Raw genomic sequence first — 17,892 nt, forward strand, 5'->3', positions numbered from 1 at the left:
CCTACATTCCCGCCCACTCATAACGAGGCTGGCGGCTTCACACCCAGTGCATGATACAGCTCCTCTTGTTTTTCAAGTATCTCGCCCACCCGCAGTGATCTCCCCGGCTGTTCAAAACACTCAATCACATCCAGCTTGTCCAACAAACCCGGCAACGTGTAGTCCTTGAGAAGACCCTTCACCTGCATCTGTTTCTTGATATAGGAAATATAGATCAACGCCACAAACATGACAAACAGCTTCCCGTCAAGACTCTGCTCTGACGAAACCAGAGTACGTCGCATGTTCAAACGCTCTTTTGCATTTCCAAATGCCTTCTCAACAACATCTTTGTTCCGATAGAGTTCAAGAGCGGTCACTGCATCCATCGTCTCATTGGTGATCAGCGCAAAGAATCCATAATACCGTCTGATTTTGGCAATGACCTCTTCCCGTACCTGTGCTTTTGTACCTCGCACGGGTGTTGTCTTGATCGTGAAATATTTCTCGTACAGCTTCTGATGTTCAGATTCCCGATTTCCTGATTCCAGTTCCTGTTTCAGTGTGATCAGCAGGCGATCAAATGCCTTCTCATCCTCGGCTGCCTGGTCGATGTTGTAGTAATAGTGAATGTACAGGCGACGAGGTTCCTCAAGAGTATCGCCCTTATATGGTCGGTTTTGTGTATAATTCCAGGTGGTTCGAATCGTTCGATAATAGAGTTCATGGTCATCACTGTAATATTCGAAACTTCGGAATGCATCGTAGATCGCATCCAGCTGCTCCCGGATATAGACGAGAGACATCTTGGTGGACATAAGAAACTTCACATGGCTCTGAAACAGGTGGTTGATATTCTCCTTTGTAGAAAAACCCCGGTCCATCACCAGTTTCACCCGTGAATACCCAAGGATATCCAGTTCTTCAAGAAAACGGCGGATCGTTTTGCTATCAAGAATATTGCCTGCAAGTTTTCTGTAATAGAATGGCAGGTTGGACTCCTGGCCAAAGACCAGAGCCAGATTCAACTGAGGCAGTCGATCATGCTCCTTGTTGTGGCCATACTGTACTTGCCTGAGGGTTTCTGAGTAACTGGAGATCGTTGTTGTATCATAGGCCCAGAACTCATTTTCCAGCCTTCTCTTTCCCTGAAGGGTGAAGAACTGTTGTTTATTCTCCTCAGTGATGCTGGCAAACAGCTCACTGCTACGTTGTGAGGTGATGGTGGCGCCGTAGGGATGCTTATGGAGGAGCCCCCACTTCTCAAAACGGTAGAGCGGTTTTGTATCTTCAAGGATCAGGTAGTATGTGATAGATAAGATCTGTTTGTAGGTGTTGGGAAAACACTGTTTCAGATCTAGGGTGATCCCCAGGTTCTCGCCGATGGCGTCCAGCAGATAGGTGGCGCCATAAAAGGAACGATGTACCTTCGCAGCTGCCTTTGATACAGCTTTATCTGACATAGCATCGTCCTTTGCTTTTCTGTTCCTACCGTCAGTGGGAATGATCTCCCCCGTTGCTTTATCGACCCGACCGATCAGGGTACGTCTGGCACGTGATTGTTTCTTCTCCTTGTTCCAGTACGATACGGATTCATAGGCATAGGTGATCCCCGATCGTTTATCTGTTTGGTAGACAATTGCCGCCAATGTAGCTCTCCACTCGTTATGTATAATATATAACACATAACGATGATAAAACTTTCGCTCCAACGTGAGAGAATATATTGAGAATCTAAGAAAAATATGGAGTTAGATTTTTGGGTTAGTTAGGTGTTGCCGGGAATGTAGGTTGAATGGGTGATGGGATGTTGAAGGGGTTGGTAGCGTTGAAGTTAGAAACTCACAAAGTCAGGTCATAGAGGATCATCTCAGTAACTCCGCCAAAATACTCAAAGGCTCCCAGATGTCCTTTGAGAAGAGCAGGAAGACCCTGATGAGGGAAGAATTCTACATACCTCATCCGTGAATAGCCAAGAACCATTGAGAGGCCATAGACCTTCTTTTTGGATCCATCTGCCGTTTCATAGGGGTATTCAAGCCAGTCACACTGCATCATTTCTCCCGGTTTGGTTTCATATCTTATTTCAGCCGTAATTGTGATGTTGGGGCGAATATGGCGGATATAATCGCCAAGTATTGTTGGTCCGCCATCATAGCCGAGATCCTGGATCTCTTCCAGAAGTCGAACACGGCTCAGACGAGGATAATTGTTCAGCCTCTCCTGGATGTATGGTTTGAAGGGATCCAGCTTGCTTGGCTTATTTCGGGTCTGAGGATGTTTTGAGGGTTGATCCATAGACAAGTGCCGGGCTATGGTTTTTCTGTCATATCCGGTTTCTCGGGCCAATGAGCTGATATTGACTTTCCCTGTTGCCAGTTCCTGTTCACGAGCTAGATCCAGTAACATAAAATACTCCTCGTCCTTGAGCATGTGAATCCCAGATACTCTCTGGTTGCACATTGGGGATTTTTATTCCGACACAACTGGGGAATTGTATCCCGACGCATTTGGGGATTTTTACGCCGACGAAACTGGGGAAAAGTAAATCGACATTGACAATACTCTCTGGTTGCACATTGGGGATTTTTACGCCGACGGAAATGGGGAAAAGTAAACCGACATTGACAAGAGTTTTGGTGAGCACGAAAACCTCTTATGTTTATCCAACTAACATTTTAGACATGAGATGTCCAAAATGAGATTGTTTTTAATACATACAAACGACTCTTTCAAGTATGATGAATATAAATCTTTAATTTCAACCTTCAATGATATTCATATTACAGGAATAATTTGTTATGGTTGTGATAAGTATCTTGATTGGAAACCGGAAAATTTTGGAATACCAAAGTGGGAATATGACCAATTATGTTATGAAAGATCATACTCAGAATATACCCCCTATCATGTTCATTATGATGGAATCTTATCCGAACTATTAGCCGATTCGCGAACTTATTTTATATTGGAACGGCTTTTTTCGAATGGAGGGATAGATAGCGTTTTTAATAACATGATTATATTAGAAAATGTAATTTGGAATAGTTTATCAATATTATATGAGACCAAGCCCGATCGTATTTTTTCCTCGCCACTAGATGATATGACGTGGATTTTTGGAAAAGCTGCAGAATTCATTGGAGTGGAGACGTATAATTTAGATATAAGCCCTTTACCATATAAAGAATGGCTTGTTAAAGGTATTGATGAACAGGTACCCGTTTCGCTATTAAATTCTTGTCCTCAACAAAACGAGGAGTCATTAAATAAGATTAATCAATATATATTGAGAAGTAAGTCTTCCTATCTAGAGGGGATGCCAGAATATGAAAAAGAGCGAATGGAAAGCTATAATGGAAGATTTTTTTGCATAAAAAAAGAAATATATGAAGTTTTGAATGCACCAAATTTAAAGAGAGTTTTCTATAGAATATACAGAAGCATTAGAAAATGGCAGATACTTAAATTATATATGGAACATACAAATAATTTCAAATTTCCTAAAAAATTTCTTGTTTTTTTCCTACATTTCCAATACGAAAGAACAACACTTCCAGAAGGATTACAATTTGCCCAGCAGTGGTTAGCAATAAGGTCACTTGCAGCTTCAATACCATCAGATTGGAAACTTGTTGTAAAAGAACACCCCTCAACTTTTAGATATATGTTCATTCCCCAAGTGCGTGACACACGATTGTACGAAGCTATCAGTTCATTACCAAATGCCATAATGGCCCCTCTTGACCTCACTCCTTTCGATCTTATTGATAGAGCTATTGTTGTGTCGACAATAAAGGGAACAGCAGGAATGGAGGCGATAATTCGTGGGAAACCTGTTTTGGTTTTTGGCTTGGCTAGTTATCGGAGTTTAAAGGGTGCATTTCATGTTAAATCAATTAATGATATTAAATCTGCATTACAATTAATTGATGAGGGTTTTAAAGTTTCAGATGATGATGAATTACTCAAATATTTCAAATGGGTGGACGCAAATTCATATGTGATCAATTCAGATGGTTTTCCTTTTGAGGCCTGTAAAACTGTAATTAGACTTCCACATAATCCTCAGAAAAGATAAAACTTGTGAGGCTAAACCTCATAAGCATTTTTCTCCAACCATAAATGTAAATTTAAAAGTTGCCATAAAAACATCATGTGGTTGTCACGTTTTTCATTATTCAGTACGATCCGCTCGTGTTCGTCAATCAACCTCAAAACCTCTGGTACATAATAAATACCACGATTACAAAATTCTTCCGAGCGGACTATCTTACGGAGTTTCTCAGCCCCCTCTCCAACAAACCAAATATGGCCAGGTGCATTCCATCCTGTTTTTTTAACCCTGTTTCGAGTTTCTTCAGCAAGTATTCCTTTCATTGCCTGCCTCATCAAGAATTTTGTAACACCATCGCGGTACTTCATTGTTACTGGAATACGAAACATAAATTCAACAAGACGGTGGTCAAAAAACGGTAAAAAGTGGTTTAAATTGCATGATACACTATTTCGGTCTTCTGAACGTAGACAACATGGAATGGTTTCACGAGTGAGATCCTGATATGTACGGTTTTTTAGATAGCTGGTAAACGGATGATCCATTACTGGTTCAAATGTTGATAAATCATAATATTCTTCGTTCAGTGCTTGATTATATTTTTCAATCCGTCTTCTATCCGGAAGACAATGACCTTGATGACTGAAATCGATCAACCGGTTGAATTCATCCTCCATAATATTGATGCTTTTATGAAAAATTGGGTGATCGTGATACTGAATCCACATCTCTACTTCTTTCTTTAAACGATCATACAAACCTTCCGCGCGAAGGTCTGCAAAAAAATACATAAAATGCTCATATTCACCTGCATTTAACTCGTCACCACCCAAACCACCAAAAATGCTTCTATAACCTCTTTTTTTAACTTCCAGGCACATCAAATAATGAGAAAGCCATGTTGCAGTTGCCACAGGTTCATCATGAATATCAATTAATGTTGATACTAAAGAGAATACATCGGGCGTGTCGATTTTAATAGCATTCCACTTCTCCACTGAAGTTTCTATAATCGATTGGATGTCATCCGATTCATCGAAGGATTTATCTTCATAAGTTGTAGAAAAGGCAACTTGTTTTCTTTGGGAATAGTGAACTGCGGAAGCCAAAACCGATGATGAATCCATACCTCCAGATAAGCTAAATGCAGGCATTTGTGCTATTTTAAATCGCATTGAAACAGAATCGATCAATAGATCTTTATATTTTTGAGCAAGGATTTCTTCTGGTTCATCGAAATCAGGAAGGTCCTTTAAATTCCAATATTTTTTACAGCTAATTATCCCATGACTATCAAGCTGAAGAAAATGTGCTGCAGGGAGTTGCGAAATGTCTACATAGGGGGAACTGCCAGAGTCATTATCAAAGGTCCGATAATGTGATACAGCATAAAGAGCAACAAAATTTTTATTGATATCTCTTGAAATCCATGGTAATGTAAGCAATGCCCTTAATCGTGATGCAAAAGCGAATTTTCCATCTCTCATTGAATAGTATAATGGCTTGATCCCAAACCTGTCTCGACCGATCCAAAGATTACGATTAGGGGCATCATAGAGAGTGATAGTAAAATCGCCATTAATTTTCTGTAAAGTCCCTTCAAATCCATAGCTCAGATATAAGGATTTGATCATATCATTATCCGTGGCGCTGTTCCCTCCGAGTTCTTCCCAGTTATAAATGAAACCATCTAATGCGATTATAATATCATCATATGAATTCAGACCTGGAGAACTCCACCCGGTCCAACCAATAGCAACAGGATTCGATAATCTATATGATATAATCCAATCATGAAAAGAGGATGCATTGAGCATCATTTTTATTATACTTTCAGATTCGTCATATAATTTTGAAATGTAAAGGCCTGCAATTCTCGACATAATAACCTCACTGTTTTTCTGCTAAGAGGAATTTCCAGTAATGAGGATAATCGATCACCATCTCCGGTTTTCCTCCAGTTCGTTCATCCTGGATCTGTTGAACATGAAACCCATAGGATTCTATAAAGTCAATAACTTCAATAATCGGATATGTATTGACATATACTTTCAAATTAATACCCTCATCCAGATATTTATCGACAACATATGAATAAGATGCATGGTCATCCAATGATTCTCGGAGAATTATGGACTTTCGTGTACAATTAAGGAGACGTTCCAATGGCTTGTGATAATTATCAATATTTGATAAAACATTCATACATACGATATGATCAACAGAAGCATCAAGATCCTCAATACGAATCACACGAAGTCTTTCTTCTGGAAGCCCCCAATCTGGGAGAATTGATCTTCCGATACTAATAAGTTTTTCAGAGGCATCAATTCCATGATATTCGACACGGAGACCTCGATTTCTCAACGAATGATAGAAATAACCAGTCCCACAACCAACATCTAGAATGGAATCCCCTTCTTGTAAATAACAGGATAGCAATTTTGCTGCCTGCCTGGCACAAGTCATCTCTTCAATCTCATTTCTACAGCGTTTTGTATAGAGCTCTTCTACAATCTGACTATGCTCCCATATACTGTATTTGATATATCCATCCCGATTAATCATTTCGTCTACCCATTATTATAAAAGCTGATGCCATAAAGAAACCCCTCCAGTCATAAGGATTCTCCATTGCAACACTTTCATTTATAAAAAAGTTTTTCATTGTATCAGATAACATAGGAGGCATACAATGATAATGATAAAATAAGATCCGTATATCACGAAAACCGGCCGTTTCAAATTGCTCTCGGAGAACAAGAGGATTATGAGTTCTTGAGAGGACTTCATCATATCCGGGCTCATCCTTTTTACCCATTCTAATTGGGGGGAGATCCAACCTGAATTGCTTTGAGAGTCTATCCATCGCTTCTTCCAGTTGTGATGTCAGTACACCGGGTTTCTTTTTTAATGAATCTATACGAATGAGATCATTTGTAAAGAAATCAAAGGTATATCGATTCAGCGTAAAAAGCGAAAAAAGTTGATTTCTTGCCTCAAGGATAACAACCCCTCCGGGTTTAACTGCTTCTCGTAGATTATTAATCGCCAATAAATCTTCTGATTCTGGTATGTGGGGAAACACACCTATACAAACTATAGCGTCGAACTGTTTTTTTCCCCCATGAGGTTGCTTGAATGAATCAGAATCCATTACACTTCCCTGCCAGATATGATTTGGATCCCAATTATTCTGAATAAAAACTTTTTTTGCCTCTTCAACCATTTCAGGAGTTAGATCAAAACCATATAAATCAATATTTAATGTTTCTAGATCACGAAGGAACGATGCGGGACCACATCCCGCATCCAATAAGTCGCCAACTTGGTGATCCACTAAAATTTTTTGAATAATGTCACGATGTAGCGGAGGATATGGGGCTTTTTCTCCATAATAATCATCATAATAGGTCGTCCCCCATGTAGAATAACAGCGTTTGACATTATCTTCAATATTTTTTTTTCCCATAGTTCACCATTCATAGATATTAGCATTAGATTGCAATGAATCTTATTTATCATTCATTCGCGCGATTGCTTGAGATTCGCATAGCCAAAGCGGGATTACTTCCACCAAGTTATTCGATACGACAAATAGTTGAGTATTTGCTTTTTTTACCTTAAAGGGTTGAAATTACACAAGCGATTTTATCATAATCCACTATTTTAATAATCTTTCTATTCTGAATTATTCTTTTTGATCACAAAAGCCCTTAAAGTATACTTTGTACTTGGCTCTTGGAGACGTTCGATTCTTAATGGAGTTAATCCTGCTTTGTGCACTAGTAGTGAGAGAGACGTAAAACTAAAGATATGTGGGTGATCAATAAAAAACTCCTCACGTTCCTTTCCATCCAGGGAAGCGCATTCACCATCAGGCACTTCAATATATATCAAACCATCATCTTTTAAGAGAGCGCTTGCTTTTTGTAGCATTTGTATAGGATCCCGTACATGTTCCAATACTTTGTTAAATGATATCAATTCGTATTGATCACAAGGATCTAATGCAAGAAAATCCCCACAAATCCCTCTTACTCCAACATTATCTTCCGCATGTTTTATTGCCCGAGCGTCAGGATCAATTGCAGTGCAGCTCCATCCTTCTTCTTTCATTTTTGCAAGGAAAACACACAATCCACTCCCCACATCCAAAACACTGAGCTTTTGCGAATTGATTTTATTGCCAGAATAATACTTTTTGATAAAATTAAGGAGGTTTTCAACTCTTCCCACATTATCAGATTTTTCAGGTTTGAGTTTTATAATCCTTTCAAACGATAAACGAATTCCATCATCATCTTGATAATTTGAGTTTACATAATCTCCCGAGTAAAGCGAAGAATCATCCATATCATGAATGGATAGAAAGTGTCCACAGAACGAACATTGCAGAATCTCTCTATAGTACCTCAGACTTGAACTGAAATCGAATCGAATTTCGCCTTCAGGGGGCTTTGTGTAATAAAAAACCTTACGAAAATCATCATTTTGACAGATAGGACAATTCTTTGGGTTTTGACCGTGCTTATCTACATTCGAGTCCATAAGCTTCTGATCGTGTAACCAGCTTACAATATCCATTTTCTCGAGGTGCAAATACTCAAAGAATTGATCTTCCTTTCCTTCTTCAACAAGCAAAATAAAATATTGATCAACACGATTTTTACAGAGAACTGCGTTCAGTTTGTACCTGATAAGACGACTATTTAGTGAAGGTGTGGCATAATACCCCCATTTTTTCCTCACTACATCATATTCAGTACATGATTGCGTGACAAAAGTCACCTGTTCATCAAAATCAAGTTCAATGTGAGCACAGTCTGTTATTACACCCCGATTTTCTGGAAAACCAACCTCAAATGATCTCGGGGGAATTATGGGAATTATCTTCATATCCATCTCCAGTCAGGTACGAGGAAGTTTTCAATCATCCATGTACCATCCCTTTTCGCCCAGATAGAAGGATGACGAAACGTTTCACATATAGAGAGAAAGTGATCAACTGATATGTCAATAAATTCACAGAATTTTTCAATATCACCATATGGTGTCTGCTCACCATACTCCTTAACAATCTGGATAGCCTGTTCACGGGTAATCCGTCCATTCCTGATTTCGAGAGAAAGATTATCAAATAATCGTGTAAAACCAAATTTATACCATTTTAACCAGTGATGAATAGAGATGAAATCGTCATCGATATCAGCATAATTATAATAACCGGTTTTTGGACCTTCTCTCCGAATGTTAAACCCATGTTCCTTTGCAACCTTAAGAGTAGTCAAAGGATCCCAGGGGAAATAATAACCTAAGAATATTGCAGATACACCAGATTCTTCTATCTCTCTATCACCTGGTCCAAAATAGGGTGTCAGATCCTTCTCAGTTAGATCTGGGGATACCCAGTCCCGTGCCACAGTTCCATGTATTACACCGAATTTTTTTATCCAGTTTTGATCAAGCCTGAATCCATTTGTTTCATCATCACTTCCTCCATATTCGATTGCAGAGTTTTCTCCCCAGATAACTAGAGGTATTTTAAAACGAACTGCAATTGTTAGTGGAATGTTAAATAGTGCCATATGCATGGGTATGGCAGTTGAACCATACTTTACAAGTGATTTATAGAGAAATATCTTTTCAACATTTGGATTGATTTGATAATCAATATGATCAACACCCAGAGAGATGAGATTATCCAGATTTCTTTGTCCCAATTCCGTCCGTGCAGGACATTTCCACGTCACTGCAAGCGGATTGAGACCATATTCCAGGCATTTAATAACCTGCCAGGTACTATCTTTCCCTCCACTAACGGGAATCAGGCAATCATAACCATTACTTCTTTCTTTGGCATTCTCAACCAACTCACGAAAAACCTGCTCTCTTTGTGACCAATCTATATCTGGTCGCGATTCATGACTCCGACATGCATTACAGACACCCTCTGCATCCAATGTTAGATTAGGCCGCGTATCCGGCAGAATACACCGTGTGCAGTAATTCATCGCTCAAATTCCTCCAGAAATATCTTACAGTTGATAAAATAAAATAAAAATTTGCTTTCACTATTTGAGAGATCGGCCTTCTCAATAATCTCCGCTATTTTATCATGCCTGACATATTGAAAGATTGGACTATCCGCTAATAGTTCACTTCTTATATCAGGATTCTTTACATCAAGAAAAGAAAAAATGGGAGCATTAAATCCTACTTTCCTTCTGTTCTCCAGGATTTTTTCAGGAACTATGCCACGCATCGCATCACGTAAAACCGCTTTTGCCGCACCATCACGTATTAGGAGATGAGATGGTATAGTATAACAAAACTCAACAAGATCGCGATCTAAAAAAGGAGAGCGATTTTCAATCGAAAAAAACATAGCATTTAAATCATCCTCATGGAGTATAACCGGGATACTTTCATGAAGAAGTTCATTCAACATACGGTTTCTGAGCAGGTTGGCACAATAATCACTTTCCATAAAAGGCTCAAACCAATCAGATACCAAAAAATTTCTGAATTCCTCAACATCTAAAAAAATATGCCCACGGAATAGTGGATTATCAATGAATAAATCAGGGTTGCTTAAAAATGGATTTCTGACATGTGGCTTAACATAATTCGCCCAATCGCCTTGTGCTGATGTCAGTAGGTTCTTATTCTCCTTAACGGAGTCGAAGTACATAAGATGATGATCATAATAACCGGTAAATAATTCATCTGCAGCAGTACCGCTGAAAGAGACGCGATAGCCGTGCATATCAATGCTCTCCATGAGCAACCAGTGAGCATAGTATGTTATTGTGTATATAGGAACATCATGTGCCCGAACAAGTAAGCGGAGTTTCTTCAGAAAATCTTTCGTATTTACAGGAATCGAGGTATGCCGGATTTTTAATTCAGAAACTGCATAATCAATCATATCCTGCTCTTCATAACGGGCATCGGTATTTAGAATTGTAAAGCCATGCACGTCATAATGAAAACATTTTTTTGCAATACTGATTAGAGAATTGGAATCAACACCACCGCTCATACAAAAAGCCAAGGGGACATCTGCCCGGAGTCGAATTTCAACTGCTTTGATAAGTTTTTCTCGTACTCCATCAACGGCTTCACGATAGGTCATCGATTCCTGAGGATTGTACACAAGCTTCCAATACCATTCCTGATTTTCAGATCCATCCTGTGTAATATGCAATAGTGATGCCGGTGAAAATTCTCTTAATCCCTCGTAAAACGTATTCTCGCCTTTATATAATGCCTTATATCCATTTATCAGATACCTGAATAGGTGATCGTAATTGATTTTGAGTTTATCACCAAGGAGCTCTACAATGAACTTGATCTCCGAACCCCAGTAGACACCCGTACTATCATGATAAAGATAAAGTGGCTTCTCTCCAAACCTATCACGGCATAAAGTGAGGGAACCATCGTCTTCATCATACACTGCAAATGCCCACATCCCTTCACAACGATCGAGAACATCCCATCCATAATGATCAATTGCTCGAAGCAAAACCTCGGTATCTGATTCAGTCGAGAATGTATATCCCTGCTGTATAAGGTCATCTCGTAGTTCAAGATAGTTGTAAAGCTCACCATTAAGACTGATCCATTTTGTATTTACATTAAATGGCTGATTTGACCTTGGATCAAGATCAATGATACTCAGACGGGTATGAAGCATATAGGTATTATTACCCTCGGCATTCTCCCAATGACAATAATCAGCATGATCGGGGCCCCTGTGATGCATTAACTCAAGACAACGGTTTATTCGCTCATTATCTATAGTCTTATTCCCAAAATATCCGGCAATTCCACACATGTTCAGGTACCAGTATGTCTATCATTCAAATCACTTATACAGATCGGAGAGAAGTAATCAACCAATTATAATTTAATTTGAAAACCATTGTAACGTACATAATTGCATCACTTAATGGAGATCCTGAAGTCGTATCTGTTCATTATGAGCAAGTGACCTTTTAAGTATTCTATTGACAATCAGATGCTCCTCCCCAGGTGAAAGTCCCCCAGTGGCCGGGCGTATCCAACCTAAATCCTCATACCCAATGATATGCCCGGAGGGCAAATCTCTTATTGCAACAATCGATCTCCGAATTGCCACATCTATTTCAGACTCACAGGGTTGAACGCATTTTTCCTTAATCCCTATCATAGATACTACATGTGGAATCAGATGAGTTAATTCCTTCATCTCTTCAGGCTCAGCTGAAAGCTGGTGATCTCGGAAGGATGAAAAGCTATGACTTAGAGTGAAATGCTTTTCGATGATCCGTGCACCAAGACTTACCGCGATGAGTGAAGCATGAATGCCAAGAGTGTGATCAGAATATCCAATCGTATGTGAAAACTTTTCTTTTAAGAAAGGTATTGAGAGGAGGTTTACCTGATCAATTGGTGTTGGATAGCAGCTTGTGCAATGAAGAATGCCGAGATTTGGTGTGATATTATTTTTTTCCAATTCTTTTCCGATGAAGGAGACAGTATTTGAAACCTGAGAATAATCGCTAGCACCTGTAGATATGATAATTGGCTTTCCAGTTTTTACAATCTCCTTAATAAGGGGATAAAAATTTACATCCCCTGATGCGATTTTGTAGGCATCTACGAAATCCGCAAGTTCACGTGCACTATTCAAATCAAGGGGTGTTGAGATAAAGAGGAGACCAAAAGAATGGGCAAGGTCCGATAAAGCGCGGAACTGAGGAATTGTTAACTCAAACCGTTTAAACCTCTCAAATCGCTCATTATCAGACATATTAATAAATGATTCGGTTTGGAACGACTGAAATTTAACTGCGGAAGCCCCTGCTTTTGCAGCTTCTTTGACTAACGTAGAAGCAATAGTAAAATTACCCTCATGATTATTACCAATTTCAGCTACAATCAGTACTTTGTAATTCGTATCAAAATTTTGAATAATCATTGAATCATTTCACCATTCCTACAATGTGCATGAAGGACATATGATGCCTCAGAAACGAAAAAATTAAGGCAATTATATAGTCGTATTGCTGGAATATTTACAATTTGTGAACCCACACGTAATATACTGTAGTTTTCATGCGAATCATGAATAAAACAATCTATAAGTTTTCTTCCAACTCCAAGACGTTGAAAAGCCGTATCAACACCAATTAAATCAATGATACGTATTCTTTCAGATCCTTGTACCCCATCCAAAACCGCATTGAATCCGATTGGCTTACCTTCAAACTCAGCAACAAAGAGATCATTGCCTCTTGAGCCATTGATGTAATTCAGAATCCATTCTCTCTTAATATGATCAGCCAGTTTATTCGGGATCAATGGATCAAGATGAAAACGTGAATATTTAAAGCATGATCCAGCAATACGAAGAACAGCATCTTGATCTTTTTTTTGGTACTTTCTTATCGTTATCTTTGAGTTGGATTCAACATACTCCTTGTAGGGCTTACGTTCAAAGATAACATTTACATCAATAATCCCAAAACCAATCTTACAGAGTTTGTGAACTACATCAAGCCTTGAAACAGGAACTTTGGCAAAAAAGAAGGCCCTATCATTATTAATTTCAGCTAAGAGCTTGTCTGATGAAATATCTGAAAGAATATCTGTTTCAGTTACCCTGAAGACAGGGTAACCCATTACAGAAGAAAGCCATGAATCTGGTTCTATATTCATTATTGAACCTTAATATCCATCCAGAATTTCCCGCTGGGGTCAAGCGACTTATACCACTCGATATATTTTGGAAATCCAACTTCAACAGGATTCTTTGGATTATACCCAATTAGCTTCCGTGCCTTCTCAATGCTCAGGGTCCCTCTGAAAGGCATTAATTTATCCCTCTCAACATAATTAATTGGAATATCTGGGAAAGATTTCTGAATTATTTTTGCAAGCTCATTGAGGGATCTTGATTGCCCATACGTCATGTTGAAAGTCTGGTTCCGTGCAGCAGGATGCCGGATCGCCAGAATAACACCATCAACGAGATCATCAATATAGGTAAAGTCCAGCTTTTCTGAACCATCACCATCAACCCGAAGACCATTCCCCTTCATAGCACTCTCAATAAAAATCTGCCCGACACGCCTACTGACACATCGGGGTCCATAGAGTGCTGAGGGACGAATGATTGTATAGGGAATATCAAATACCTGGTTATAGGCAGTGACCATCTTTTCACCTGCAACCTTAAGCGCCCCATAAATTCCAATTGCATTGAGGGGGTGTTCCTCATCAACCTCAGCAGTTAGGAAATTCCCATACACCATGCTTGAAGAGAAGAAAATAAATTGTTCAACAGGATCACTCCTGGCATTATCCAGAGCATTTTCTAGAGTCCTCAGGCTATGATCAAACGTGCTGTATGGATCCTTATTTGACTTTCCTGCATGTGATACAGCTGCAAGCTGTACAATTACCTGAGGTTTAATTTGAGAGAGAATCCTGCTCAGTGCGTGATAGTCCCGTGCATCCTGTATGTGTACTGGAATTTTAGCATTTTTTAGCAGTTCCAACCGCTCATTAATCATCCTGAGGTAGAGATCCGCATCAGGAAGATCAGATTCGGAGGCAGTAAAAGAGAGAAGGTTATTCACCTGAAGGCTGTCAATGACTTCAACCTGTGCCCCCTGTCTTTTAAGTTCAAGCGCGAGATTATGGCCAATAAAGCCTGCCCCACCAATTAATACTACTTTGCGACCTTCAATATCCAATAACTCTTCATTCATGTACGTAACTCCTCAACTATACTTTCTAAATGTTCAATAATATAATCAGTATCAACTTGTGTAATATGTGGTCCAACAGGGAGTGCTATTGATTGATCGCTAATACGCTCTGCTTCAGGGAAAGATGCAGAATTATAACCATATTTTGCTTTATAATATGCCATACGTGGCACTGGTTGTGGATAATACACACTTGTGCCAACCCCATCAGAATTAAGTCTTTCAATCAGATCTCTTCGTTTCGAAAAGAGATTCCCATCAAGTACAATACTCAGACAGTAATGGCTGTTTGATGATCTACTATCAATAGAGTCTATAATCGAGATGTCAGAAATTCCCTGTAGCCCCTTCTTCAGGTGGGAAAAATTATCCTGTCTTATTTTTAGCATCTCTTCAACGCGACTAAGCTGTATCCTGCCAATAGATGCATTGATATCACTCATTCGATAATTGATTCCAAGTGTTGGTACATCGTACATTCCAGGGACGCTTCTCTCTCCAAAACTGCGATCAACCCCAAATGCACGAGCCTTTGTCACTTTTTCAGCAAGTTTTTTATCACGGGTAACAAACATACCCCCATCACCCGTGGTGATGTGTTTTACTGGATAGAAGGAAAAGCAACCAACGTCTCCCAATAATCCAACATGAGTGTTCTTATATCGTGCACCCACTGCAAGCGCACAGTCCTCTATGACTTTCAATCCATGATTTTCTGATATTTCGAGGATAACATCCATATTACATGGTATGCCCAGAAAATGAACAAGACCAATTGCCTTTGTTCTGGATGTAATAAGACTTTCTATTTTATTAACATCAATATTTCCAGTATCTCGATCACAATCAACAAAAACAGATCGGGCCCCGACAAACTCAACAGCATGAGCTGTTGCAACATGAGTCTGCGCTGGAACGATCACCTCATCACCCGCCCCTATTCCCATCTGCCAGTATGCAAGATGTAGAGCAGCCATGCAGGAGCTTACGGCAACACAATAAACATCAGTGCCCCCTAAAAAATTAGCAAATTCGTCTTCGAATGCCTTATTCTGAGGGCCATGGGTTAAAATATCACCCATAAGCACCTCTTGAACTGCATTTCTCTCTCTATCAGTAATTGAAGGTCGGGCAAATGGAATCATGCGTTTTGTGGTCATATATAGTGGATCAACTCCCGTTTCTGTGTTTGTATCGAACGATCTGATGCTGTACAGATACTTATACCATCAATTATTGTCTGTACTTCATCGCTAATATCCTTCTTGTTTAAGATAGCAGAAATAAAAGATGGGATACGTTCGCCTTTTGAGGCAGGTAGTGGGTTTTCTTGTATCCAGACTGGTGATTCATCTGGATTCCGTGAAGTATAGATTCTTGGACCGATATCATCGTAAACAAAAGTGGCCTTTGTTCCATAGATACGAATTATATGCTGATGACGGTGAACACAACCAAAATTTGCGGTTATTCGACCAATCATACCATTTTCAAACTCCATTATTGAAGTGACAAAATCATTATACTTAAAAGGAGTATTATTAGAGCAGATCCTGTTTCCTGCAGAAATGACCGAAACGGGTCGGTCTCCGGTCAGCCAGAGCATAAGGTCAATCATATGAATCCCACCACCTTCCATGACTGAGTAATTTTCGACCTTGCTACGCCATTCCTGAGTAATTTTATGCAATCTACCATAGAGATATTCACCATCAATGGCATAAATATCCCCAAATTCACCCTTTTTGAGGGAGTCTCTTAGCCATTTATAAAGTGGCGCTTCTCGTAGTATAAGATTGCAGTCAATTTTCTGGTTTTTTTTACGTGAAACCCAGATTTTTTTAATGTGCGTTGCCTCTTCAAGTGTCTGACACAATGGCTTCTCAACAAAAACATGCTTTCCAGACTCAAGTGATTGTATTACCTGGCTAAAATGAGTGTCATCATATGATGCGATAGATATAATATCAATATCGGCATTTTCAATAATATCTTCGGCATTTTTTGTTAGTATTGCCTCAGGAAAAAATGGTTGAATGTAAGATAGTTTTTCTTCAGAGAGATCACACAGTGCAACAACCATACATTCAGGATGTGCTTGATAGGTACGTGCATGTTGCTCTCCCACACCCAATCCAATTACCCCAACACGTATTGTTTTCATCTTATAGTGCCCCCGATATTTGTTGTATCTGATTATATATACGGATAATATCCTCCAGATGATAATCCCAATGCTTTCCGGGCATTTTTGAGATTATCTGTGAGAATTGATTCAGATCTTCTCTTGTATCGACCGAAAGCTGAATGTGACTATAGTCAATTAATGATGAAAAATTATAAATTGTAACATCGGATGGATGATCATAATAATAACGAGTCACATGTTCCTTTTCCAGATCACATTTCATCTTTGGATTGAGTTCTTGGAACCTACCTGCACGAATAACCTCAACGGATTGACCTCTTGGATATGAACGAGGAAACACATTTGTAACAAGATCGTAATCACCGCTATTATATATCTGGACCCCTGTATCAATCAGCTGTTGGTCAAGAAGTGGACTATCACCATTAACGCGCACAAATGCATCCCATTTCTTCATATGGAGAATCTGATTAAACCTGCCAGCAACATCATATAACGAACCTCGAAAACATTCCACATTCTGATTTTGACAGAATTCATAAATGGGATAGTCACTAGGTTCGTTGGATGTTGCAATGGCGATTTCATCAACCTTTTTTGAACATTTTACTCGCTCAAGGACATACTGCAATAATGGCTTGCCGTGAATTACTTGCAGGACCTTTCCGGGAAGTCTTAGGGAGTTCATTCGGGCTTGAATAACCGCACCTATTACCATGTAATCACAAACAATATTTAATACTAATAAACAATTCACCAATCATTTCTTTAGCCACTAATTCTTAATACCCAAGTTTCTATCTTCATATTAGTACTCAAGCTTCATATTGTTAAAACCTAAGTTTGCCACTTTGGCTTCAGACACTAAATGAGATCATACACCCCACTTTCCGCATGTCATCTGGTAACGTAACAAATCTTCTGTAAAACCCTTACGACCCAAC

The 17,892-nt window shown here is 39.2% G+C and carries 15 protein-coding genes; 1 reads left to right on the top strand and 14 read right to left on the bottom strand.

The window, feature by feature from the left end; translation table 11 throughout:
- Positions 1 to 17 precede the first annotated feature (17 nt).
- Complete coding sequence (locus ACYUBO_RS08810; RefSeq protein ID WP_460373695.1) at positions 18 to 1,628, bottom strand: IS1634 family transposase; 1,611 nt, start codon at positions 1,626 to 1,628, stop codon at positions 18 to 20.
- A gap of 193 nt (positions 1,629 to 1,821) precedes the next feature.
- Entirely contained in the window at positions 1,822 to 2,388 is a 567-nt protein-coding gene (locus tag ACYUBO_RS08815) for a transposase (RefSeq protein WP_460373697.1), read from the bottom strand.
- Between the two features lie 280 nt (positions 2,389 to 2,668).
- Here ACYUBO_RS08815 and ACYUBO_RS08820 point away from each other — a divergent pair, with 280 nt between their 5' ends.
- Positions 2,669 to 4,060 (top strand): capsular polysaccharide export protein, LipB/KpsS family, encoded by a 1,392-nt coding sequence (locus ACYUBO_RS08820; RefSeq protein WP_460373699.1) that lies wholly within the window; start codon positions 2,669 to 2,671, stop codon positions 4,058 to 4,060.
- A gap of 11 nt (positions 4,061 to 4,071) precedes the next feature.
- Here ACYUBO_RS08820 and ACYUBO_RS08825 read toward each other — a convergent pair whose 3' ends face one another.
- From ACYUBO_RS08825 to ACYUBO_RS08880, 12 genes are all read right to left on the bottom strand, one after another.
- Positions 4,072 to 5,919 (bottom strand): asparagine synthetase B family protein, encoded by a 1,848-nt coding sequence (locus tag ACYUBO_RS08825; RefSeq protein ID WP_460373701.1) that lies wholly within the window; start codon positions 5,917 to 5,919, stop codon positions 4,072 to 4,074.
- A 7-nt stretch (positions 5,920 to 5,926) separates the two neighbouring features.
- Positions 5,927 to 6,604: a class I SAM-dependent methyltransferase gene (locus ACYUBO_RS08830; RefSeq protein ID WP_460373703.1), complete on the bottom strand. Its 678-nt coding sequence runs from the start codon at positions 6,602 to 6,604 to the stop codon at positions 5,927 to 5,929.
- Positions 6,597 to 7,508 (bottom strand): class I SAM-dependent methyltransferase, encoded by a 912-nt coding sequence (locus ACYUBO_RS08835; protein ID WP_460373704.1) that lies wholly within the window; start codon positions 7,506 to 7,508, stop codon positions 6,597 to 6,599. Before ACYUBO_RS08835 ends, ACYUBO_RS08830 begins: the two co-directional genes overlap by 8 nt.
- 209 nt (positions 7,509 to 7,717) lie before the next feature.
- Positions 7,718 to 8,935, bottom strand: coding sequence for a class I SAM-dependent methyltransferase (locus ACYUBO_RS08840; protein WP_460373707.1), 1,218 nt, complete (start codon positions 8,933 to 8,935; stop codon positions 7,718 to 7,720).
- Positions 8,932 to 10,050: an N-acetyl sugar amidotransferase gene (locus ACYUBO_RS08845; protein WP_460373710.1), complete on the bottom strand. Its 1,119-nt coding sequence runs from the start codon at positions 10,048 to 10,050 to the stop codon at positions 8,932 to 8,934. Before ACYUBO_RS08845 ends, ACYUBO_RS08840 begins: the two co-directional genes overlap by 4 nt.
- Positions 10,047 to 11,879 carry an asparagine synthase (glutamine-hydrolyzing) gene (gene asnB, locus ACYUBO_RS08850; protein ID WP_460373712.1) on the bottom strand — a complete coding sequence of 611 codons (1,833 nt, stop codon included), beginning with the start codon at positions 11,877 to 11,879 and terminating at the stop codon, positions 10,047 to 10,049. The genes ACYUBO_RS08845 and asnB overlap by 4 nt, the downstream gene beginning before the upstream one ends.
- A gap of 111 nt (positions 11,880 to 11,990) precedes the next feature.
- Positions 11,991 to 13,004 (bottom strand): N-acetylneuraminate synthase family protein, encoded by a 1,014-nt coding sequence (locus ACYUBO_RS08855; protein WP_460373715.1) that lies wholly within the window; start codon positions 13,002 to 13,004, stop codon positions 11,991 to 11,993.
- Entirely contained in the window at positions 13,001 to 13,744 is a 744-nt protein-coding gene (locus tag ACYUBO_RS08860) for a GNAT family N-acetyltransferase (protein WP_460373717.1), read from the bottom strand. The genes ACYUBO_RS08855 and ACYUBO_RS08860 overlap by 4 nt, the downstream gene beginning before the upstream one ends.
- A complete protein-coding gene (locus ACYUBO_RS08865; RefSeq protein ID WP_460373719.1) occupies positions 13,744 to 14,799 on the bottom strand; it encodes an NAD-dependent epimerase/dehydratase family protein in 1,056 nt (351 codons plus the stop codon). The genes ACYUBO_RS08860 and ACYUBO_RS08865 overlap by 1 nt, the downstream gene beginning before the upstream one ends.
- Entirely contained in the window at positions 14,796 to 15,959 is a 1,164-nt protein-coding gene (locus ACYUBO_RS08870; RefSeq protein ID WP_460373721.1) for a DegT/DnrJ/EryC1/StrS family aminotransferase, read from the bottom strand. The genes ACYUBO_RS08865 and ACYUBO_RS08870 overlap by 4 nt, the downstream gene beginning before the upstream one ends.
- Complete coding sequence (locus tag ACYUBO_RS08875; protein WP_460373723.1) at positions 15,956 to 16,963, bottom strand: Gfo/Idh/MocA family protein; 1,008 nt, start codon at positions 16,961 to 16,963, stop codon at positions 15,956 to 15,958. The genes ACYUBO_RS08870 and ACYUBO_RS08875 overlap by 4 nt, the downstream gene beginning before the upstream one ends.
- Before the next feature lies 1 nt (position 16,964).
- Complete coding sequence (locus ACYUBO_RS08880) at positions 16,965 to 17,666, bottom strand: cytidylyltransferase domain-containing protein (protein ID WP_460373724.1); 702 nt, start codon at positions 17,664 to 17,666, stop codon at positions 16,965 to 16,967.
- Between the last annotated feature and the right edge of the window lie 226 nt (positions 17,667 to 17,892).

Source organism: Methanocalculus sp. MC3 (assembly GCF_054767395.1).

Coding starts and splice junctions, on each gene's coding strand:
- ACYUBO_RS08815 (WP_460373697.1), bottom strand. CDS start 2,388: ATGTTACTGGATCTAGCTCGTGAACAGGAACTGGCAACAGGGAAAGTC.
- ACYUBO_RS08820 (WP_460373699.1), top strand. CDS start 2,669: ATGTCCAAAATGAGATTGTTTTTAATACATACAAACGACTCTTTCAAG.
- ACYUBO_RS08825 (WP_460373701.1), bottom strand. CDS start 5,919: ATGTCGAGAATTGCAGGCCTTTACATTTCAAAATTATATGACGAATCT.
- ACYUBO_RS08830 (WP_460373703.1), bottom strand. CDS start 6,604: ATGATTAATCGGGATGGATATATCAAATACAGTATATGGGAGCATAGT.
- ACYUBO_RS08835 (WP_460373704.1), bottom strand. CDS start 7,508: ATGGGAAAAAAAAATATTGAAGATAATGTCAAACGCTGTTATTCTACA.
- ACYUBO_RS08840 (WP_460373707.1), bottom strand. CDS start 8,935: ATGAAGATAATTCCCATAATTCCCCCGAGATCATTTGAGGTTGGTTTT.
- ACYUBO_RS08845 (WP_460373710.1), bottom strand. CDS start 10,050: ATGAATTACTGCACACGGTGTATTCTGCCGGATACGCGGCCTAATCTA.
- asnB (WP_460373712.1), bottom strand. CDS start 11,879: ATGTGTGGAATTGCCGGATATTTTGGGAATAAGACTATAGATAATGAG.
- ACYUBO_RS08855 (WP_460373715.1), bottom strand. CDS start 13,004: ATGATTATTCAAAATTTTGATACGAATTACAAAGTACTGATTGTAGCT.
- ACYUBO_RS08860 (WP_460373717.1), bottom strand. CDS start 13,744: ATGAATATAGAACCAGATTCATGGCTTTCTTCTGTAATGGGTTACCCT.
- ACYUBO_RS08865 (WP_460373719.1), bottom strand. CDS start 14,799: ATGAATGAAGAGTTATTGGATATTGAAGGTCGCAAAGTAGTATTAATT.
- ACYUBO_RS08870 (WP_460373721.1), bottom strand. CDS start 15,959: ATGACCACAAAACGCATGATTCCATTTGCCCGACCTTCAATTACTGAT.
- ACYUBO_RS08875 (WP_460373723.1), bottom strand. CDS start 16,963: ATGAAAACAATACGTGTTGGGGTAATTGGATTGGGTGTGGGAGAGCAA.
- ACYUBO_RS08880 (WP_460373724.1), bottom strand. CDS start 17,666: ATGGTAATAGGTGCGGTTATTCAAGCCCGAATGAACTCCCTAAGACTT.